At 64.8% G+C, this 18,207-nt stretch carries 17 protein-coding genes; 14 read left to right on the top strand and 3 right to left on the bottom strand.

The annotated features are described in order from the left end of the window. Positions 1-88: 88 nt before the first annotated feature. From FLM21_RS05995 to fabF, 8 genes are all read left to right on the top strand, one after another. Positions 89-580: a YceD family protein gene (locus tag FLM21_RS05995; RefSeq protein WP_148714693.1), complete on the top strand. Its 492-nt coding sequence runs from the start codon at positions 89-91 to the stop codon at positions 578-580. A 33-nt stretch (positions 581-613) separates the two neighbouring features. Continuing rightward, complete coding sequence (rpmF, locus tag FLM21_RS06000; RefSeq protein ID WP_148714694.1) at positions 614-793, top strand: 50S ribosomal protein L32; 180 nt, start codon at positions 614-616, stop codon at positions 791-793. A gap of 95 nt (positions 794-888) precedes the next feature. Further along, a complete protein-coding gene (plsX, locus tag FLM21_RS06005; RefSeq protein ID WP_148714695.1) occupies positions 889-1,926 on the top strand; it encodes a phosphate acyltransferase PlsX in 1,038 nt (345 codons plus the stop codon). Positions 1,927-1,943: 17 nt separating this feature from the next. After that, positions 1,944-2,903 carry a beta-ketoacyl-ACP synthase III gene (locus tag FLM21_RS06010; RefSeq protein WP_148717461.1) on the top strand — a complete coding sequence of 320 codons (960 nt, stop codon included), beginning with the start codon at positions 1,944-1,946 and terminating at the stop codon, positions 2,901-2,903. A 57-nt stretch (positions 2,904-2,960) separates the two neighbouring features. Then, entirely contained in the window at positions 2,961-3,890 is a 930-nt protein-coding gene (fabD, locus tag FLM21_RS06015; protein ID WP_148714696.1) for an ACP S-malonyltransferase, read from the top strand. Positions 3,891-3,919: 29 nt separating this feature from the next. Next, positions 3,920-4,663, top strand: coding sequence for a 3-oxoacyl-ACP reductase FabG (gene fabG, locus FLM21_RS06020; protein ID WP_148714697.1), 744 nt, complete (start codon positions 3,920-3,922; stop codon positions 4,661-4,663). Between the two features lie 148 nt (positions 4,664-4,811). Continuing rightward, complete coding sequence (gene acpP / locus FLM21_RS06025; protein ID WP_148714698.1) at positions 4,812-5,051, top strand: acyl carrier protein; 240 nt, start codon at positions 4,812-4,814, stop codon at positions 5,049-5,051. A 155-nt stretch (positions 5,052-5,206) separates the two neighbouring features. After that, positions 5,207-6,448 carry a beta-ketoacyl-ACP synthase II gene (fabF, locus tag FLM21_RS06030; RefSeq protein WP_148714699.1) on the top strand — a complete coding sequence of 414 codons (1,242 nt, stop codon included), beginning with the start codon at positions 5,207-5,209 and terminating at the stop codon, positions 6,446-6,448. A gap of 81 nt (positions 6,449-6,529) precedes the next feature. Here the strand turns inward: fabF and FLM21_RS06035 are convergent, their stop codons facing one another. Then, complete coding sequence (locus FLM21_RS06035) at positions 6,530-6,880, bottom strand: hypothetical protein (RefSeq protein WP_148714700.1); 351 nt, start codon at positions 6,878-6,880, stop codon at positions 6,530-6,532. Positions 6,881-7,252: 372 nt separating this feature from the next. On the opposite strand from FLM21_RS06035, the gene FLM21_RS06040 reads away from it, so the two are divergent. Genes FLM21_RS06040 through FLM21_RS06060 form a run of 5 tightly spaced genes read left to right on the top strand, consistent with a single transcriptional unit; the run spans position 7,253 to position 13,679 of the window. Further along, the gene (locus tag FLM21_RS06040; RefSeq protein ID WP_148714701.1) at positions 7,253-9,946 is read left to right on the top strand and encodes a DUF2339 domain-containing protein; all 2,694 of its coding nucleotides are present in this window, start codon (positions 7,253-7,255) and stop codon (positions 9,944-9,946) included. Beyond that, entirely contained in the window at positions 9,943-11,235 is a 1,293-nt protein-coding gene (locus FLM21_RS06045) for a DUF3999 domain-containing protein (protein ID WP_148714702.1), read from the top strand. Before FLM21_RS06040 ends, FLM21_RS06045 begins: the two co-directional genes overlap by 4 nt. A gap of 40 nt (positions 11,236-11,275) precedes the next feature. Further along, entirely contained in the window at positions 11,276-12,562 is a 1,287-nt protein-coding gene (locus FLM21_RS06050) for an aminodeoxychorismate synthase component I (protein WP_148714703.1), read from the top strand. Next, positions 12,559-13,383: an aminodeoxychorismate lyase gene (pabC, locus tag FLM21_RS06055; protein WP_148714704.1), complete on the top strand. Its 825-nt coding sequence runs from the start codon at positions 12,559-12,561 to the stop codon at positions 13,381-13,383. The genes FLM21_RS06050 and pabC overlap by 4 nt, the downstream gene beginning before the upstream one ends. Further along, a complete protein-coding gene (locus tag FLM21_RS06060; protein ID WP_148714705.1) occupies positions 13,365-13,679 on the top strand; it encodes a hypothetical protein in 315 nt (104 codons plus the stop codon). The genes pabC and FLM21_RS06060 overlap by 19 nt, the downstream gene beginning before the upstream one ends. Before the next feature lie 2 nt (positions 13,680-13,681). Here FLM21_RS06060 and FLM21_RS06065 read toward each other — a convergent pair whose 3' ends face one another. Together FLM21_RS06065 and FLM21_RS06070 are read right to left on the bottom strand one after the other, a co-directional pair. Continuing rightward, the gene (locus FLM21_RS06065; protein ID WP_148714706.1) at positions 13,682-15,211 is read right to left on the bottom strand and encodes a cyclic-di-GMP receptor FimW-related protein; all 1,530 of its coding nucleotides are present in this window, start codon (positions 15,209-15,211) and stop codon (positions 13,682-13,684) included. A gap of 73 nt (positions 15,212-15,284) precedes the next feature. Further along, positions 15,285-16,472, bottom strand: coding sequence for an aminotransferase class I/II-fold pyridoxal phosphate-dependent enzyme (locus FLM21_RS06070; protein WP_148714707.1), 1,188 nt, complete (start codon positions 16,470-16,472; stop codon positions 15,285-15,287). 129 nt (positions 16,473-16,601) lie between these two features. Between FLM21_RS06070 and FLM21_RS06075 the strand changes: the two genes are divergently transcribed. Next, positions 16,602-18,206, top strand: a complete 1,605-nt coding sequence (locus FLM21_RS06075) for an ABC-F family ATPase (protein WP_148714708.1) — start codon at positions 16,602-16,604, stop codon at positions 18,204-18,206. The last annotated feature ends 1 nt before the right edge of the window (position 18,207 follow it).

Below are 18,207 nucleotides of genomic sequence, written 5' to 3' on the forward strand. Positions count from 1 at the left end.
TTGCCTGGGCAACAGGCGATCAAAAGCTTTGACAGCGCAAGGTGGGCGATTGTATCATGCGCGGTTTATTGCTTCGTCCGCTCAGAGTATGGCCGTCATCCATAGCGCCGAATTCGCCAAGGAGAAACAGTCGCTCGAGGGGTCGATCGAGGCGGCGGCGCTGTCGCGCCTTGCAGATCAACTGGCCGATCAGGCTGGTGCCGTGAATTGGCGGTTGGTCGGCGGGGTGGATCGGTATCAGCGACCGTACCTGGTGTTGTCGCTCACCGGCGAGTTCAACCTCACGTGTCAGCGTTGCCTGAAGCCGATGGCTTGGCAGCTGGAGCGCGAGGCGGTACTGACCCAGTTTGCCGACGAGGAAAGTCTCGATGATGCGGAAGGCGTCGACGAAGACCTCGAAGGCATGCTGATCGAGCCCGAGCTTGATGTCGACGTGCTGATCGAGGACGAAGTGCTGTTGTCGTTGCCGCTGGCGCCGCGTCATGCCGCGTGCGGTGGCGATAGCGAGGCCGCGTTGGTAGCGGCCAAACCGAATCCGTTTGCTGTCCTGGCAGGTTTGAAAACCAGGAAAGCGGAATAACTGAACTGAAACTGGTTTTCAAGGAGCTTTACCATGGCCGTTCAACAGAACAAAAAGTCCCCGTCCAAGCGTGGCATGCACCGCGCCCACGACTTCCTGACCGCCCCGGCGCTGGCCGTCGAGCCGACCACCGGCGAAGCGCACCTGCGTCACCACATCAGCCCGAACGGCTTCTACCGTGGCCGTCGCGTGCTCAAGGCCAAGGGCGAGTAATAATCGCTGCATAACCAATCGGTTATGAAAACGGCGCACTCAGGAGACCCCTGTTTGCGCCGTTCGCCATTCTGGACAACCCCACCAGGCATTCCATGGATATCACCGTAGCGGTCGACGCGATGGGTGGCGATCACGGCACCCACGTGACCGTGCCCGCCGTGCTGCGTTTTCTCGACGACCATCCCGACGTCAATGTCGTGCTCGTCGGCCTGCCCGACGCGATCGAGGCCGAACTCAAGGCCAGCCGCAAGCAATGCGGCCCGCGCCTGCGCATCCATGCCGCGACCGAAGTAGTCGCGATGGACGAAGCGCCGCAATCCGCGCTGAAGAACAAGAAGGATTCGTCGATGCGCGTGGCGATCAACCTCGTGAAGTCCGGCGAGGCCAGCGCTTGCGTGTCCGCCGGCAATACCGGGGCCCTGATGGCCACGGCGCGCTTCGTGCTCAAGACGATTCGCGGCATCGAGCGTCCGGCCATTGCGCGCATGATGCCGTCGCGTACCGGCAGCGAGACCTGTGTGCTGGATCTGGGCGCCAACGTTGACTGCACGCCCGAGCATCTGCTGCAGTTCGCCGTGATGGGCGCCGCGCTGGTGTCGGCGGTGAAACACAAGCCGCGTCCCACCGTGGGCCTCTTGAATGTCGGCGAGGAAGACATCAAGGGCAACGAGCTCGCCAAGCAGGCCGCAGAGTTGCTGCGCGCGTCCAAGCTGAACTTCCAGGGCAATGTCGAGGGCAACGATCTCTTCAGCGGCGTGGTGGATGTCATCGCCACCGATGGCTTCACCGGCAATGTGGCGCTGAAGTCGTCCGAAGGTTTGGCCAAGATGTTGGCCGATTTCCTCAAGCAGGAATTCGTGCGCTCGTGGTGGACCAAGGCGCTGGCGGGCCTGGCCTGGCCGGTGCTCGGCCGCTTCAAGAAGCGGGTCGATCCGCGCCGCTTCAACGGCGCATCGTTGCTCGGGTTGAACGGGATTGTGGTAAAAAGCCACGGCAGCGCCGACCGGCTGGCGTTCTACTGGGCGCTCAAGCAGGCGGTCGACGAGGCGCGTGCCGGTGTGGCGCAGCGCACCGCCGAGCTGGTGCAGCAGCAGCTCGCCGTCCACGAAGCCCCGCAGTCCGCGCACTAACCCATTCCGAGGCCCGCATCATGTACGCCCGCATCGTCGGTACCGGCTCCTACCTGCCCGAACAGATCGTCACCAACAACGATCTTGCCCAACGGATCGACACCAGCGACGAGTGGATCGCCAGCCGTACCGGCATCCGCCAGCGCCATATTGCGCAGCCCGAGCAGCTCACCTCCGATCTTGCGCTGATCGCCATCGAGCGCGCGCTCGAATCGGCCGGCGTGGCGCGCGAGGAGGTTGATCTGCTGATTGTCGCCACCACCACCCCCGACAATATTTTCCCATCGACCGCCTGCCTGCTGCAGGAACGCCTCGGCGTACACGGCTTCCCGGCGTTCGATGTGCAGGCAGTGTGTGCTGGCTTCGTATACGCGCTGGCGACCGCCAACGCCATGATCAAGAGTGGCGTGGCCAAGTGCGCTGTCGTGGTCGGTGCCGAGAAGCTGTCGAACCTGATCAACTGGGAAGACCGTGCAACCTGCGTGCTGTTTGGCGATGGCGCCGGCGCCGTGGTACTCAAGGCCTCCGACGAGCCAGGCATCCTGCATGCGCAGCTGCATGCCGACGGCCGCTACAACGGCATCCTCAAGGCCGAGGGCAGGGTGAAGCAGGGCGCTGTCGACGGCAATCCGTGGATCTATATGGAAGGCAACGCCGTCTTCAAGTTCGCGGTGCGCGCGCTGGCCGATGTGGCCGAGCAGACGCTGGCCGCCGCGGGGCTGGAGAAATCCGACATCGACTGGCTGGTGCCGCACCAGGCCAATCTGCGCATCATCGAATCGACTGCCAAGCATCTGCAGCTGCCGATGGAGCAGGTTATCGTCACCGTCGACAAGCACGGTAACACGTCCGCCGCTTCGATCCCGCTGGCGCTCGACGAGGGCGTGAAGAGCGGCCGCATCCAGCCTGGGCAGACGCTGCTGCTGGAAGGCATAGGTGGCGGCTTCGCCTGGGGTTCGGTGTTGCTGAAGTATTGATGGAAACGGCGCCCAGGCGCCGTTTTTGATTTCAAACGATTGTTTCAAGGAGCGACCATGTCTCTCGCATTCGTGTTTCCGGGCCAGGGCTCGCAATCGCTGGGCATGATGAAAGGCTTTGCGGGCGATGCCTCGGTGCGGCAGACCTTCGAGGAAGCCAGCGATGCACTCGGCCAGGATCTATGGGCAATGTGCGACGAAGGCGCTGATACGGCCGTCATCAATGCCACGGTGAATACCCAGCCGCTGATGCTGACCGCTGGCATCGCCGTGTTCCGTGCCTGGCGGGCCAACGGTGGTGTGCAGCCTGCGTTGGCAGCTGGCCATTCGCTGGGGGAATACACGGCGCTGGCCGCTGCCGGCAGCATTGCCTTCACCGACGCGGTGAAGCTGGTGCGCCTGCGCGCCGAGGCGATGCAAAGTGCCGTGCCGGAAGGTGTCGGGGCCATGGCGGCGATCCTGGGTCTGCCGGATGAGGTGATCGTTGCGGCCTGTGCCCAGGCGGCCGAAGGCGAGGTGGTCGAGGCCGTGAACTTCAATTCCGCCGGCCAGGTGGTGATTGCCGGCAACAAGGCCGCGGTCGAACGGGCGATGGCGTTGTGCAAGGAGCAGGGTGCCAAGCGCGCACTGCCGCTGCCGGTGTCGGTACCCTCGCATTGCGCATTGATGAAGCCGGCCGCCGAGCAGCTCGCCGCTGCGCTGGCGGGGATTGCTGTCGCCGCACCCGAATTCCCGGTGATCCACAATGCCGATGTTGCTGCCTACACCGACGCGGCGCAGATCCGCGACGCGCTGACGCGCCAGCTGTATCAACCAGTACGCTGGGTCGAGACGGTGCAGCAGATGGCCGCCGACGGCGCCAGCGTGATCGCCGAATGTGGTCCGGGCAAGGTGCTGGTCGGCCTCAACAAGCGCATCGCAGACGGCGCGCAGCATATTCCGCTCACCGACCTTGCCGCGTTCGACGCGCTGAAGTCGGTGCTGTGATTCCGAAACCGTCCGAACAAGGAACCAAGATGAGTCTTGCAGGAAAAGTGGCACTGGTGACCGGCGCCTCGCGCGGCATCGGCCAGGCCATCGCGCTGGAGCTGGCGGCCCAGGGCGCGATCGTGATCGGCACTGCCACCAGCGATGCCGGCGCTGAAGCGATTGATGCGTATCTGAAGGAGGCGGGCGCGCAGGGCGCTGGCCTCAAGCTCAACGTGACCGATGAGGGCGCGTGTGAGGCCATCGTGACCGACATCGAGAAGCAGCATGGCGCCATTGCCGTGTTGGTGAACAATGCCGGCATCACCCGCGACAATCTGTTGATGCGGATGAAGGATGAGGAATGGGACGCCATCATGGAGACCAACCTCAAGCCGGTGTACAAGCTCTCCAAGGCAGTATTGCGCGGCATGATGAAGGCCCGCTGGGGCCGCATCATCAATATCGCCTCGGTGGTCGGCGCCACCGGTAACCCGGGGCAGACCAATTATTCGGCGGCCAAGGCGGCATTGTTTGGCTTTACCAAGTCGCTGGCGCGTGAGATCGGCTCGCGCGGTGTCACCGTCAACGCGGTCGCGCCGGGCTTCATCGATACCGACATGACCCGAGGCCTGCCCGACGAGCAAAAGGCCGCGCTGGTGCAGAGCATTGCACTGGGCCGGCTGGGCGAGGCGAAGGAAATCGCCGATGCGGTGGGTTTCCTCGCGTCGGACAAGGCCAGCTACATCACCGGGCAGACGCTGCACGTGAACGGCGGCATGTACATGAATTGACGGGTATCCGCGCCATGGTGGTGCGGTCCTGACTCTGCGCGTTGTGCAGGATCAGACGGACGGTTGGGCTCGCTTGGCGGCTCCCGTTTTTTTGGTACAATGCCGACGCTTTTTATCTGAATTCCTCAAAAAGGCTTGGGTTAAATCCATGGAAAACATCGAACAGCGCGTGAAGAAAATCGTTGCCGAGCAACTTGGCGTGCCGGAAACCGACGTCAAGACCGAATCGTCGTTCGTGAACGACCTCGGCGCGGACTCGCTCGACACCGTTGAACTCGTGATGGCCCTCGAAGAAGAGTTCGAGTGCGAAATCCCGGACGAAGAAGCCGAAAAGATCACCACGGTTCAGCAAGCGATCGACTACGTCACCGCTCACCTGGGCAAGTAATCCTTCCGCGATTCCCGCGTCGGCCGCCCCTGGTGGCCGCGCCTGGAGCGGCGTGCAGCATCGATCCCGCATGATGGACCGCCAGCCGGTCCAGCATGTTGTTTCGGGCCTGCAGGCCGCTCTTGTTCCATCTGGCTTACCCCTCGGAGATTCCCATGTCCAAACGCAGAGTCGTCGTCACCGGTCTGGGCCACATATCCCCGGTCGGCAATGACGTCGCGACCGGCTGGGCCAACCTGCTCAACGGCCAATCCGGCATTGCCACCATCACGCGCTTCGATGCAAGCGATATGGCCTGCCAGATCGCTGGTGAAGTCAAGGGCTTCGACATCACCCAGTACATCAGCGCCAAGGAAGCGCGCCGTATGGATCTGTTCATCCATTACGGCATCGCGGCCGCGTTGCAGGCCATTGCCGATTCCGGCCTTGATGATGTGCCTGGCCTCGACAAGACCCGCGTGGGTGTGAACATCGGCTCGGGCATCGGCGGCCTGCCGCTGATCGAGGAGACTGGTGTCGACCTGATCAATGGCGGCCCACGCAAGATCGGCCCCTTTTTCATTCCCGGCTCGCTGATCAACTTGATCGCTGGGCATGTGACCATCCTCAAGGGTTATCAGGGTCCGAGCTACGGCATCGTCTCCGCGTGCACCACCGGCGCGCATTCGATTGGCGACGCCGCACGGATGATCCAGTACGGTGATGCGGACATCATGGTGGCTGGTGGCGCCGAGGGCGCGATCTCGCGCCTTGGTATCGGTGGTTTTGCTGCGATGAAGGCACTGTCGACCCGGAACGACGATCCGGCGACTGCCAGCCGTCCGTGGGACAAGGGCCGCGACGGCTTCGTGATGGGCGAAGGCGCTGGCGTGCTGGTGCTGGAAGAGTACGAACACGCAGTCAAGCGTGGCGCCAAGATCTACTGCGAGTTCGCCGGTTTCGGCATGAGTTCGGATGCGCACCACATCACCGCGCCAAATGCCGAGGGGCCTGCTCGTGGCGTGACCAACGCGTTGCGCGACGCGGGCATCAACGTCGACCAGGTGCAGTACGTCAACGCGCACGGCACCTCGACCCCGCTGGGTGATGCCAACGAGACCAATGCGCTGAAGCTCGCTTTTGGCGACCACGCAGCCAAGCTGGCGGTGAACTCGACCAAGTCGATGACCGGCCACTTGCTGGGCGGTGCCGGTGGCGTCGAGGCCGTCTACTCGATCCTTGCCGTGCACAACCAGGTGGCGCCGCCGACGATCAACCTCGTCGAGCAGGATATCGAGGGCGGTTGCGATCTTGACTACGTGGCCAATGCCGCGCGCGAGATGAAGATCGACGTGGCGATCTCCAACTCCTTCGGTTTTGGTGGCACCAATGGCACGCTGGTGTTCAAACGCGTCTGATGCAGCGTGCTCGTGAACAACAAAAAACCCGCAGCACGCTGCGGGTTTTTTGTTGTTCTATCAACGCTGTGTTGCGCGTCCTCAAGCGTTTGCAGAGGGACGGACGTTGGATTCGCCCTGATTCCCTTCGGCGAGGGTGGTGCGGGTGGACGATTCGCCCTGGTTGCCCTCAGCCAGGGTCGTACGAGTGGACGATTCGCCTTGGTTGCCCTCAGCCAGTGTCGTGCGGGTAGACGACTCACCCTGATTGCCCTCGGCAAGGGTAGTGCGGGTGGACGATTCGCCTTGATTGCCTTCAGCCAGCTTGTAAGAGACGGCAGTCGTGCCTTGTGCGCCTTCGGAATAGTTTTGGGCGGGATTGGCTTGGGCATATGCGCCGAGTGCAAGGGTGGCACCGGCGATCAGGGCGGAGAGTTGGGTCAAGGTTTTCATGTCTGCAAGTCCTCATGTATCGGTTGGTGATCCACGTTGTCCTGGAGGCTTGTGGCTTCCTGCGCCGTGGTTCGTGAGTGCATTAAACGCCTAACGCAAATAGTTGTAAAGTAAATTATATTGTTCCAGACGAAATGCTGTTTTGCAAAATGCGGAGCAATTCCACACAAAGACTTGTTGCTGAACGGTTTTGAGGAATTAACGCAAGTCCTGTGACGGGATTGGCAGGCTTGTCTTTCCCGATAAACGGCATGCTGTAATGGCTTTGCTCCAGGAGCAGCGGGTGGAGTGGGCGTCGACATGGTCAACGAACCCATGACAGCCGCCTGCATCCGCGTTTACCCTGCAAGCAAAGAAACAGGGGAGCGGGCGATGTGGAAGGTGGTGGCAGGCGTATTCGGGTTGGTGTTGTGGGCGGTGGTCGGAGATATCGGTTGGCTGACTGCTGCGTTGTTGTTCGGGTTCTGGCTCGATGGCCGTGCGCGTTGGCAGGCGCTGGAGGCACGACTTGCCGCGCTGGAGGGCGCTCCACGTGTAGAGTCCACGCTGAAGACCCCTGCAGTGCCAATTCAGGCCATTGCCGAATCGTCACTGCCCACGCCGGTTGCCGACGTGCCACCCCCACCCGTGTCGGCGGTAGCTCCTGCTCAGGCTGAATCGCCAGCGGTTGTTGAGGTACCTGCGCCTGCCCAGGTCGCGGCGCCAGCCCCGCTGACGAAGCCGGTCGCCATGCCCGTCTCCGCGCCGCGAACCGGGCCCGGCCCGCTCGAGCAGGCTTGGGACGCCGCACGGGCCTGGCTGTTTGGTGGCAACACCGTGGTGCGGATCGGCATCCTCATCCTGTTCTTCGGTGTCGGCTTTTTGATCAAGTACGCGGCTGATCACAGCCTGCTACCGATCGAGCTGCGGCTCGCTGGTGTGGCTTTCGGGGCGATCGCCTTGCTGGTGACGGGCTGGCGCCTAGTCGAGCGGCGGCGTGGTTACGCGCTGGTGTTGCAGGGCGGCGGCATAGGGCTGCTGTACCTGACTGCCTTTGGCGCGCTCAAACTGTACCAATTGTTGCCGGCGGCGTATGCGATGGCCTTGATGGTGGCCTTCTGCGGGCTTTCCGCGTGGCTGGCCATCCGCCAGGACGCGCGCTCGCTGGCGGTGATGGGCAGCATCGGCGGCTTCCTTGCGCCCATCCTCGCCTCCACCGGCAGTGGCAACCATGTACTGCTGTTCAGCTACTACGCGTTGCTGAACGCCGGCATCTTTGCCATCGCCTGGTTCAAAGCCTGGCGGCCGCTGAATCTGGTCGGCTTCGTATTCACCTTCGGAATCGGCACCGCGTGGGGCGTGCAGTCGTACCAGCCGGCGTTGTTTGCCTCGACCGAACCCTTCCTGATCCTGTTCTTCGCCGCCTACCTCGCCATTGCCGTGCTGTATGCGCTGCGACAAGGGCCGTTGCGCGGCGCGGTCGACAGCACGTTGGTGTTTGGCACCCCGCTGGTCGGCTTCGGCCTGCAGGCGGCGCTGGTGGCGCGTTACGAATTCGGCCTGGCCTACAGTGCCGTGGCGCTGGCCGCGGTCTACCTCGGGCTGGCCGGCTGGCTGCTGCGGCGCGGCGAGCAGGGGTTGCGGCTGCTGGCCGAGACTTTCATCGCGCTCGGGGTGATCTTCGCTACGCTGGCGATTCCGTTGGCGCTCGATGCACGCTGGACCAGTGCCGCCTGGGCAGTGGAGGGCGCGGGCGCCGTCTGGGTGGCGCTGCGCCAGCAACGCCGGCTGGCGCTGTGGTTCGGCCTGGCCTTACAGCTCGCTGCCGGGGTCGCGCTGGCGATCGACAGCCCTATGCCGGTGGACGTGGCCTGGCTCAATCATCGCTGTGTCGGCGGCGTGCTGCTGGCGGCGAGCTGGTGGTTCAGCGCCTGGCGCTTGCAGACGGTGGTGCGACCGCTGTACCGCGGGCTGTCGATCGGTTTCGCGGCACTGGGGCTGCTGGCATGGCTGGTGGCCTTGCTGGCGGAGATCGAGCGACTACAGTTCATCCTGCTGCCTGCCGGCCTGTGGCTGGCCGCGGCGACGGCCTTGCTGGCCTGGCTTGCCCACGAGCGCTTGAGCTGGCGCGATGCACGCTGGCCCGCGCTGCTGTTGCCGCTGGCCCTAGGCTGGATCGCGCTGGTGGATGGGCTCAATGTGCTGGATCGCTACGACCCGGCGTGGTGGCAGCCGTTGCGTGGCTGGGCACTGCTGGCCTGGCCGGCAGCGCTGCTGGTGGCCTGGTGGCTGCAGCGGCGCCTCGCCGAACCGGCGCTCGTCACGTTGCAACAGGTACTGCATGTCGTGCTCGCGATGTTGCTGCCCTTGCTGCTGGCCTTCCAGGTTGCGGGCTGGGTCAGTGCCTGGCAACCGCAGGGCGACTGGGCAGCGGCGAGCTGGGCCGCCGTGTTGGCCGCCGTCGTGCTGGCACTGCGCGGCCCGCTGCGGCAGCGGGAGGGCTGGCCGTGGCGGCCGTTCCATGCCGCGTACAGCGAATGGGCGGCGGGTGGACTGGCGCTGCTGATCGCGATCTGGACGCTGCCGGCGGCAAGCTGGTCCGCCGCGATGGCGCCACTGCCGTATCTGCCGCTCTTCAACCCGCTGGACCTCGTGACCATTCTGGCCGGGTTCGCATTGTGGCGCTGCCTGCCGCTGCTGCCTGAGCGCAGGGTGGGCTGGGCACTGTTCGCTGCCCTGGCGTTCATCTGGTTGAATGCCGTGCTGCTGCGAACCTTGCACCACTGGGCACAGGTGCCGTGGCATGTCGACGCGCTGGCGCATTCGACGCTGGTCCATGCCACGTTGTCGCTGTGCTGGACGGTGCTGGCGCTGGCCGTGATGGTCCTCGCGCATCGCCGCGCCTGGCGCGTGGTCTGGTTCGTGGGCGCGGGCCTGCTGGCCGTGGTGGTGGTCAAGCTGTTCCTGGTCGACCTGTCGCAGCTTTCCGGGGTGACGCGCATCGTGTCCTTCCTCGGTGTTGGCCTGCTGCTGTTGCTGATCGGTTACGTGTCGCCATTGCCGCCCGCCAGGGAGGAATCGGCATGAGGCACGGGTTGGGTTTGTTGCTGTTGGCTACCGGTATCGCCACGGCTGCGCCGGCACCGCAGGATTTTGCCCGCTATGCGCCGCTGCAGACGCAAGATGCGGCGGCGCTCTATCGCGCTGCACTGAACGCCGATGTATATCGCCATGCCACCGAGGCCGGGCTGGGGGACATGCGGGTGTTCAACGGCCAGGGCGAGATCGTGCCGCATGCGCTGGAACCGATGCCGCCGGTGACACGGCCGCCTTCGCCGATCAGCGTGCCGTTCTTCGCCGAGGCGCGTTCTGCCACCACCGAAGGCCGGGTCGCGGTCAGCGTGGAGGCGCGGGCCGACGGTACGCTGGTCTCGGTGCAGCCGGGTCGGCCCATCCCCCTGGCCAGGGCACAGCGCGTGTTGGTCGACGCCAGTGGCGTGAAGCGGCCGCTGGCGCGGCTGGATCTCGATTGGGCCGAGGCGCGCTTCCAGGGCCAGCTGCGGCTGGAGGCCAGCGATGACCTGCAATCCTGGCGCGCCATCGCCGAAGCCGAGTTGCTGCGCCTGCAACAAGGCGGGCAGCGGCTGGAGCGGCGCAGCATCAGCTTTGAGCCGACCACTGCACGCTACCTGCGCTTGCAATGGAGCGGCGCCGCGCCGACGCTGACCGCCGTGCGCGTGGTGCCGCAGGCCGAGGCCGCCTTGCCGGCTCGGGTCTGGTTGAGTCCTCAGCCCGTCGACGATCCCGATGGTTACCATTTCGTCCTCGCCAATGTGGCGCCGGCCGATCGCCTACGTATCCGGCTGCCACAAACCAACACCGTGGCGCAGGTGACGATCGAAGCCCGCTTTGCCAGCAATGGGCCGTGGCACCCGATTGCCCGCGCTCGGCTTTACCGGTTGCAGCAGGGCGGGGCCGAGGCCCGCAATGGCGATCTGGTGGTCCCGGCCCGGATATATCGCGAATGGCGTGTGCGGGTCGATGGTGGCAAGACCTTGCTGGGTGCAGGTCAACCCACGCTGCAGATCGGCTGGGTGCCGCAGCAGCTGGTGTGGCTGGCGCGCGGCCAGCCGCCGTTCGTGCTTGGCTATGGCCAGCGTGATCTGCCGACAGCGGCGGGTGGCAACCTGAGCGTGGCCGGCGCCCAGCCGGGCAATGCCACGCTGGGCCCGGCGCGTGACGGCACGCCGCAGCCGGAGCCATGGCTGGCTGGCGACGCGATGCGCCGCTGGGTACTGTGGGCGGTGCTGCTGCTGGCGGTTGCCGTACTGGGCGGCATGGCCTGGCGGCTGGCGCGGCGCAGTGACGGTATGTGACAGCCGCTAAGTCGGCGCTGGCGCTTGCTACAATCGCGCCATGTTTTCGCAAGCCCTGCCTGCCGTTCCCGATCTCGCCGCGCTCGCCGCCGTGCGGTCGGCGGCCTTTCCCGCGTTGTTCCAGTCCAGTCAAGACAAGGGCTGGGACATCCTGTTTGCCCTGCCCGGGGTGCGGCGCTGCTTTGCCGCCCACGAGCAACAGGCCTTCCTTGCCGAGCTCGATGGCCTGCCGCTGGCCGGCGAGCCGGCCGGACCATGGCCGTTTGCCGGTGGCTGGGTGGTCTATGCCGGCTACGAGCTGCTGGAGGCGTTCGAGCCGACGGTGCCGGCGCGCCAGGACGACGGCCCGCGTGCCGCGCTGATCCGCTGCCCGGCGGCGGTACTGGTCGAGCGCGCCACGCAGCAGGCCTGGCTGGTGGCCGAGACCGCTGCGCAGCTCTCCGAGCTCGCCGAGCTCGTCGCCGCCGCGCCAAAGTGGCAGCCGCAGCCGCTCGTGGTGGCATCGGTGACCGAGGACGATCCGCAAGCCTTTCTCGATGGCGTGGCTGCGTGCCAGCGCTACATCGTCGAGGGCGATGTGTTCCAGGTGAACCTGTCGCGCGGCTGGGATGTGGCGCTTGCCGCCGGTGGTGCGCATGATCTCTACGCCGCGCTGCGTCGGGCCAATCCCGCACCGTTCTCGGCGCTGTTCGATCTGGGCGAAGGGCGGCATATCGTCAGCTCGTCGCCGGAGCGGTTGGTGAGCGTGCAGGGTGAGCTGGTACAGACCCGACCCATCGCCGGCACCCATCCACGCGGTGCCACGCCGGACGAGGACGCCGCGCTCAAGGCCCGGCTGATCGGTACGGTGAAGGAACGGGCCGAGCACATCATGCTGGTCGACCTGGAACGCAACGATCTCGGCCGCATCGCCGTGCCGGGCTCCGTGCAGGTGGATGAGCTGATGGCGGTGGCGAGCTATGCCTTTGTCCACCATATCGAATCCAATATCCGCGCCCGGTTGAGGTCTGGCATCACGCCGCGCCAGCTGCTGCGCGCGCTGTTTCCCGGTGGCACCATCACCGGCTGCCCCAAGGTGCGCTGCATGCAGATCATCCGCGAGCTGGAGGATCGGTCCCGGCTGGCCTACACCGGCAGCGTCGGCTACATCGGCGTCGATGGTCAGGCCGATTTCAACATCCTGATCCGCAGCTTCATGCAGTGCGGATCGCAGCTGTATTTCCGCGCCGGTGCCGGCATCGTTGCCGATTCGGATGCTGGGCGCGAGCTGCAGGAAACGCGGCACAAGGCGCGCGGATTGCTGCGGGCGCTGGGAGTGGCAGGATGACGCGGTTGGTCGATGGCGTACCGGCAGAGAGCTTGCCGCTGACGGATCGCGCGGTGCAGTTCGGCGATGGCGTGTTCCGTACCGTGCGTTGCGATGGCGGGGGCGTGCGCTTCTGGCGCAGGCAATACGACAAGCTCGCCGCCGATGGGGCCGCGCTCGGCATCGTGGTGCCTCCGCGCGAGGTGTTCGAAGCGGATATCCGATTGCTGGCGCTCGGCGACGCTGCGCTCAAGTTGATCGTGACCCGCGGCGAATCGGTGCGCGGCTATGCCGTGCCGGCCGATTGCCACCCGCATCGCATCGTGCAGGCCAGTGCATTGCCGCCACCATTGCCGGTGGAGGGCGTGCGCGTGCGCTGGTGCGAGACCCGCGCGGGCTGGCAACCGGCGCTGGCAGGCATCAAGCACCTGAACCGGCTGGAAAACGTACTGGCACGGCGCGAATGGTCGGATCCGACCATTTTTGAAGGCTTGCTGCTCGATCGGGATGGCCATGTGCTCGAAGGTGTGCTGAGCAATGTGCTGGCCCTGTCCGGCAAGGTGCTGTTCACGCCGCGGCTCGATGGCGCAGGCGTGGCTGGCGTGATGCGTGCGGTGCTGTGCGAAGCGGCGGCCCGCTGCGGCTTGCAGGTGCGGCATGCCGCGTTGACGCCAGCGGCGTTGCTGGCAGCCGACCGGCTTTATCTATGCAACAGCCTGATTGGCCTCACGCCGGTGCGCGAGCTGGCCGGCCAGCACTGGGGCGCACATGCGCTTGACGCCACGCTGCAGGCGCAATTGCAATCGATGATCGAGGAAGAAACGTGGCGGTACGAACGCTGACGCTGGGCGCGTTGCTGCTGGTGGCGGGTGCCGCCAGTGCTGCGGACAGTCGTTACAACCCGGAGAAACTGGCGGCGCTGGATCGGCAGCGTTGCGAAAAGCTGGTAAAGGAACGCGAGGTGATCGACAAGCGCCTGGTCCGCGAGCGCCAGCCGTACAACGTGCGCAAGCTCGAGGAGCGGCGCGGGCAGGTGGAAGAGGAGTACGCGCGCTATGGCCGCTGCGCCAAGGTGATGGCACCGACGCCCACGCCACCGGTGACCGCTGTGCCGGTGACGCCTGCCAAATCCAGATAGTGTCAGGCGGCCAGACGCTGCAGCACGGAAAAGCGCGAGATTGCGGCATTCACCGTCTGTTCCAGCGCCGGATCGAGCCGGATGCGATAGCTCTTGCCCTGGGCCGAGAGCTGGAACTCGCGGTTGGCGGCGAAGAAGGCCTGCGGCAGCATCAGGAAGCGGCCCTGCGCGGTGGCGCCGGTTTCCGGTGAGTACAGGCCGAAGAAGCTGCGTTCGCTCTGGCTGGGTTTGAGTTCCACTACCACCGGGTTGGCGGCGAGGTTCTCGATGCCCACCTCGACCTGGCCGTCGCGGCGCCGGGTGATGCGGCGGATCACCCCGATGGTCAGGCCGTGTGCCTCGGTCTGGCCAAGCCCGACGATCTCGCCGACCAGCAACCGGTCGTCGCCCTTGCCGCTGTAGTTCACGCCATAGCCACCAGCGCTCTCGTTGGCGACTTCCCAGTGCTCAGTGTCCACCCGGCGAGGCTGCCCACTCGGCGAGCGCAGGAAATGGATCACCTCCTCCAGCCCACGCACCACCTGCAGCCGCTTGCGCGTCATATGCCGCTCGTGGCGCCGTACCGGCGTCGGCACATCGCGTGACCACAGGTTGACGAGCTTGAGCATCAGCGCGAGGTTGGCAGGTTCCGCGGATTCCACCGGCAGCCCATGATCGAGCGGACTCTCACCACGCTGCAGCCGGTCATGCTGCTCCCGCACGTGCAGCACCAGCGCCTCGGTGAACCAGTAGCGCCAGTTCTCGCCGACCATGTCGCGGCGCAGCCGTTTCGGCGCCGAGGAGCCGGCGATGTTGATGGCGAACAGCTGGCGGTTGGGGCGGATCTGTGTTTCCAGCTCCATCCGCCCGGACCAGCGCTTCAGCCATTGCGCGGCGAGCTCGATCTGCGCGGGCTGCAGCTTGTCCGGCTGCGCCAGCGACAGCATCATCGCCTGCATGTACTCGCGCCGGGCATCGGTGATCTCGGTGTGGGCGTAGGTCTGCAGCGGGGTCAGCGCGAACTGGTGTTGCTCGGCGTAGTGATACAGCCGGTGCAGGTTGCGCCAGACCTTGGCGTCGACCTCCATATAGCGCAGGTAGGCCCACTTCACTTCCTGGCTGAAATGGGAGAGTGCGCGCAGGCCGAAGATCTGCAGCTGCTTGTCAAGGCCGCGGGCGCCGGTCTGGGTGGCCTGCTTGATGCAGAGCCGGTACGCCTCGCCCATCTGACGCCAGTAGGCAAGGATGGAGGGCAGTACCTGATGCGGGGCGGCGTGGTCGTCGATCAACTGGCCGAAATACACGTCGACCAGGTGGTTCTGCAGTGCCCGGGCCTTGTCGTCCAGATAAGGCACGGTGCGCATCCGCTCCTTCAGGCTGATGCGCGCATTGCCGTTGAGCTGCTGCAGCGCCTTCACGATCTCGATATGCGCTTGCAGGATGTCGCTCTCGGGCAATTCCTGCATGAACATCGTTGCCGATTTGAAGTCGTGTACGCCTTCCTGCGGTTCGCGGTTGAACAGCGCACCGATGAGGCCTTTGAAGTCGAACATGCGCTATTCCTCTCCGCCCGGGACTCGCGTGTGTCGCGAATATTGTCGTCAGCTTTAAGGTTAATGGCCGCTGTCAGCTTGTGCAACCGTGCGCCAACGAGCGGCGCAATCGTTCTCCCGCCTCGACGAGCCGCGCAATCGGCTGCGTGTAGGCAAACCGCATGAATGCTGGGTTGTCGCCGAAATCACGGCCCGGTGTCAGCGCGATGCTTTCGACGTTGAGCAGACGTGCGGCAAGCGTCTCCGTGTTGTCAGTAAAGGCACTGCAATCGGCCCACAGGTAGAAGGCACCTTGCGCCGGTGATGGCAGCGTCAGCCCGATGTCGGTCAAAATCTTACAAAGCGCCCGCCGACGTGTGTCGAGCTCGCTGCGACGCGCTTCCAGCAAGGCCAGCGTGTCGGCGGAGAAGGCTGCGAGCGCGGCGTGCTGGGCCGGCGTGGGGGCGGCAAGGAACAGGTTCTGCGCCAGCTTTTCCAGTTCCGGGATAGCCCATTCCGGCGCGACCAGCCAGCCCAGACGCCAGCCCGTCATCTGGAAGAACTTGGAGAAGCTGTTGACGATGAAGGCATCGGGCGCAACGGTCAGTGCTGTCTCCTGCGCTCGCTCGTAAACCAGCCCCTGGTAGATCTCATCGACGATCAGCGCGACGTTCTTCTTCCGACAAGCGGCAGCCAATTGGGCAATTTCGGCGAGTTCCAGCACCGTGCCGGTGGGGTTGGCCGGGCTGGCGACCAGGGTTGCGACGGTGCGCTCGCCGGCATGGTGTTCGACATGGCGCGCCAGCAGCTGGAAGCGGCTGTCCGGGCCCACGGCGATGTTCACCGGCCGGCCTTCGCATAGCGTAACCAGGTGGCGGTTGCAGGGATAACCGGGATCGGCCAGCAGCACCTCGTCGTCGCGGCCGACCAGAAGCGCCAGGATCAGTTGCAGTGCGCCGGAGGCGCCGGGGGTGACGATGACGCGGCGCGCATCAATGTGCACGCCGAAGCGGTCGGCGTAGAAGCCGGCAATGGCTTCGCGCAGCGCAGGCAGGCCGCAGGCACCGGTGTAGAAGGTCTGGCCGGCCTGCAGCGCGCGGATGCCAGCCTCGATGATTTGCGGCGGCGTGGCGAAATCGGGTTCACCGACCTCCAGGTGGATCACGTCGCGTCCTTGCGCTTCCAGCTGCTTGGCCGCTTCGAGGATGCGCATCACGTGAAAGGGTTCGATCTGGGCCAGGCGCGGCGCGGAACGAAGAACGGGGGAGGGCGCGTGGCGCATCGGGTCAGCTCGCTATGATAAAATCCAAAACTTTCAGCGTTTTGCGGCCGGGCTCACCGGTTTCGCGCAACGACGCTCCGGATTTTATTCGCTTCGCCCCGATGGCGAAGTGCAGGGAAACCCAAGTCTATGATCAGCACTTCCAATATCACCATGCAGTTCGGCGCCAAGCCGCTGTTCGAGAAGGTCAGCGTCAAGTTCGGCGACGGCAACCGCTATGGCCTGATCGGCGCCAACGGCTGCGGCAAATCCACCTTCATGAAGATCCTCGGCGGCGATCTGGAACCCACTGCGGGCAACGTGGCGCTGGAGCCGGGCGTGCGCCTGGGCAAACTGAAGCAGGATCAGTTCGCCTACGAAGACCAGCGCGTGATCGATGTGGTGATGCAGGGCCATGTGGAGCTGTGGGCGGCAATCCATGAACGCGACGCCATCTATGCCAATCTCGAAGCGACCGAGGATGATTACATGCGCGCGGCTGAGCTCGAGGGCAAGGTCGCCGAATACGATGGCTACACCGCCGAAGCACGCGCAGGTAGCCTGCTGATGGGCGCCGGCATTCCGATCGAGCTGCACAACGGGCCGATGTCCGAAGTGGCGCCGGGCTGGAAGCTGCGGGTGTTGCTGGCGCAGGCGCTGTTCAGCAACCCGGACGTGCTGCTGCTCGATGAGCCGACCAACAACCTGGACATCAACACCATCCGCTGGCTCGAGGAAACGCTGAACCAGCGCGAATCGACGATGCTGATCATCTCGCACGATCGCCACTTCCTGAACCAGGTGTGCACCCACATTGCCGACGTCGACTACGGTGAGATCCGCATCTATCCGGGCAACTACGACGACTACATGCTGGCCAGCACCCAGGCGCGTGAGCGCCTGCTGGCGGACAACAGCAAGGCCAAGGAAAAGGTCGCCGAGCTGCAGGCCTTCGCCGCGCGCTTTGCCGCCAACAAGTCGAAGAGCCGCCAGGCCACCTCGCGCCTGAAGCTCGCCGACAAGATCAAGGACAACATGGTCGAGGTGAAGCCGTCCTCGCGCCAGAACCCGTACATCCGCTTCGATCTGGAAGACAAGCAGAAGCTGCACCGCCAGGCCTTCGAGGCGAACAATCTCTCCAAGTCGTTCGACAAGCCCTTGATCCAGAGCCTGAGCCTGATCTTCGAAGCCGGCCAGAAGCTGGCGGTGATCGGTGGCAACGGCGTTGGCAAGTCGACGCTGATGAAGCTGTTGGTAAACGAGCTCAAGCCGGACGCCGGCTTCGTCAAATGGGCCGACAAGGCCGAGCCCGGTTACTTCGCGCAGGATCACGAAGAGGACTTCGCCGAGGACATCACCCTGTTTGACTGGATGAAGCAATGGGGCCAGCCGGGCGACGACGACCAGGTGATCCGCGGCATCCTCGGCCGCCTGCTGTTCGGGGGCGATGATGTGAAGAAGTCGGTGAAGGTCCTGTCTGGTGGTGAGAAGGGCCGGATGCTGTATGGCAAGCTGATCCTGCAGCGCCCCAACGTGCTGCTGATGGATGAGCCGACCAACCACATGGACATGGAATCGATCGAATCGCTGAACCTGGCGCTCGATCTGTACAAGGGCACGCTGATCTTCGTCTCGCATGATCGCCAGTTCGTGTCGTCGCTGGCGACCCAGGTGCTGGAGCTGAACGGCGATGGCACGTTCACCCACTACCTCGGCGGCTACGAGGAATACCTGCACAGCCGCGGTATCGAGTAAG

This window comes from Chitinolyticbacter meiyuanensis (assembly GCF_008033135.1).
Taxonomy (GTDB): Bacteria; Pseudomonadota; Gammaproteobacteria; order Burkholderiales; family Chitinibacteraceae; genus Chitinolyticbacter; species Chitinolyticbacter meiyuanensis.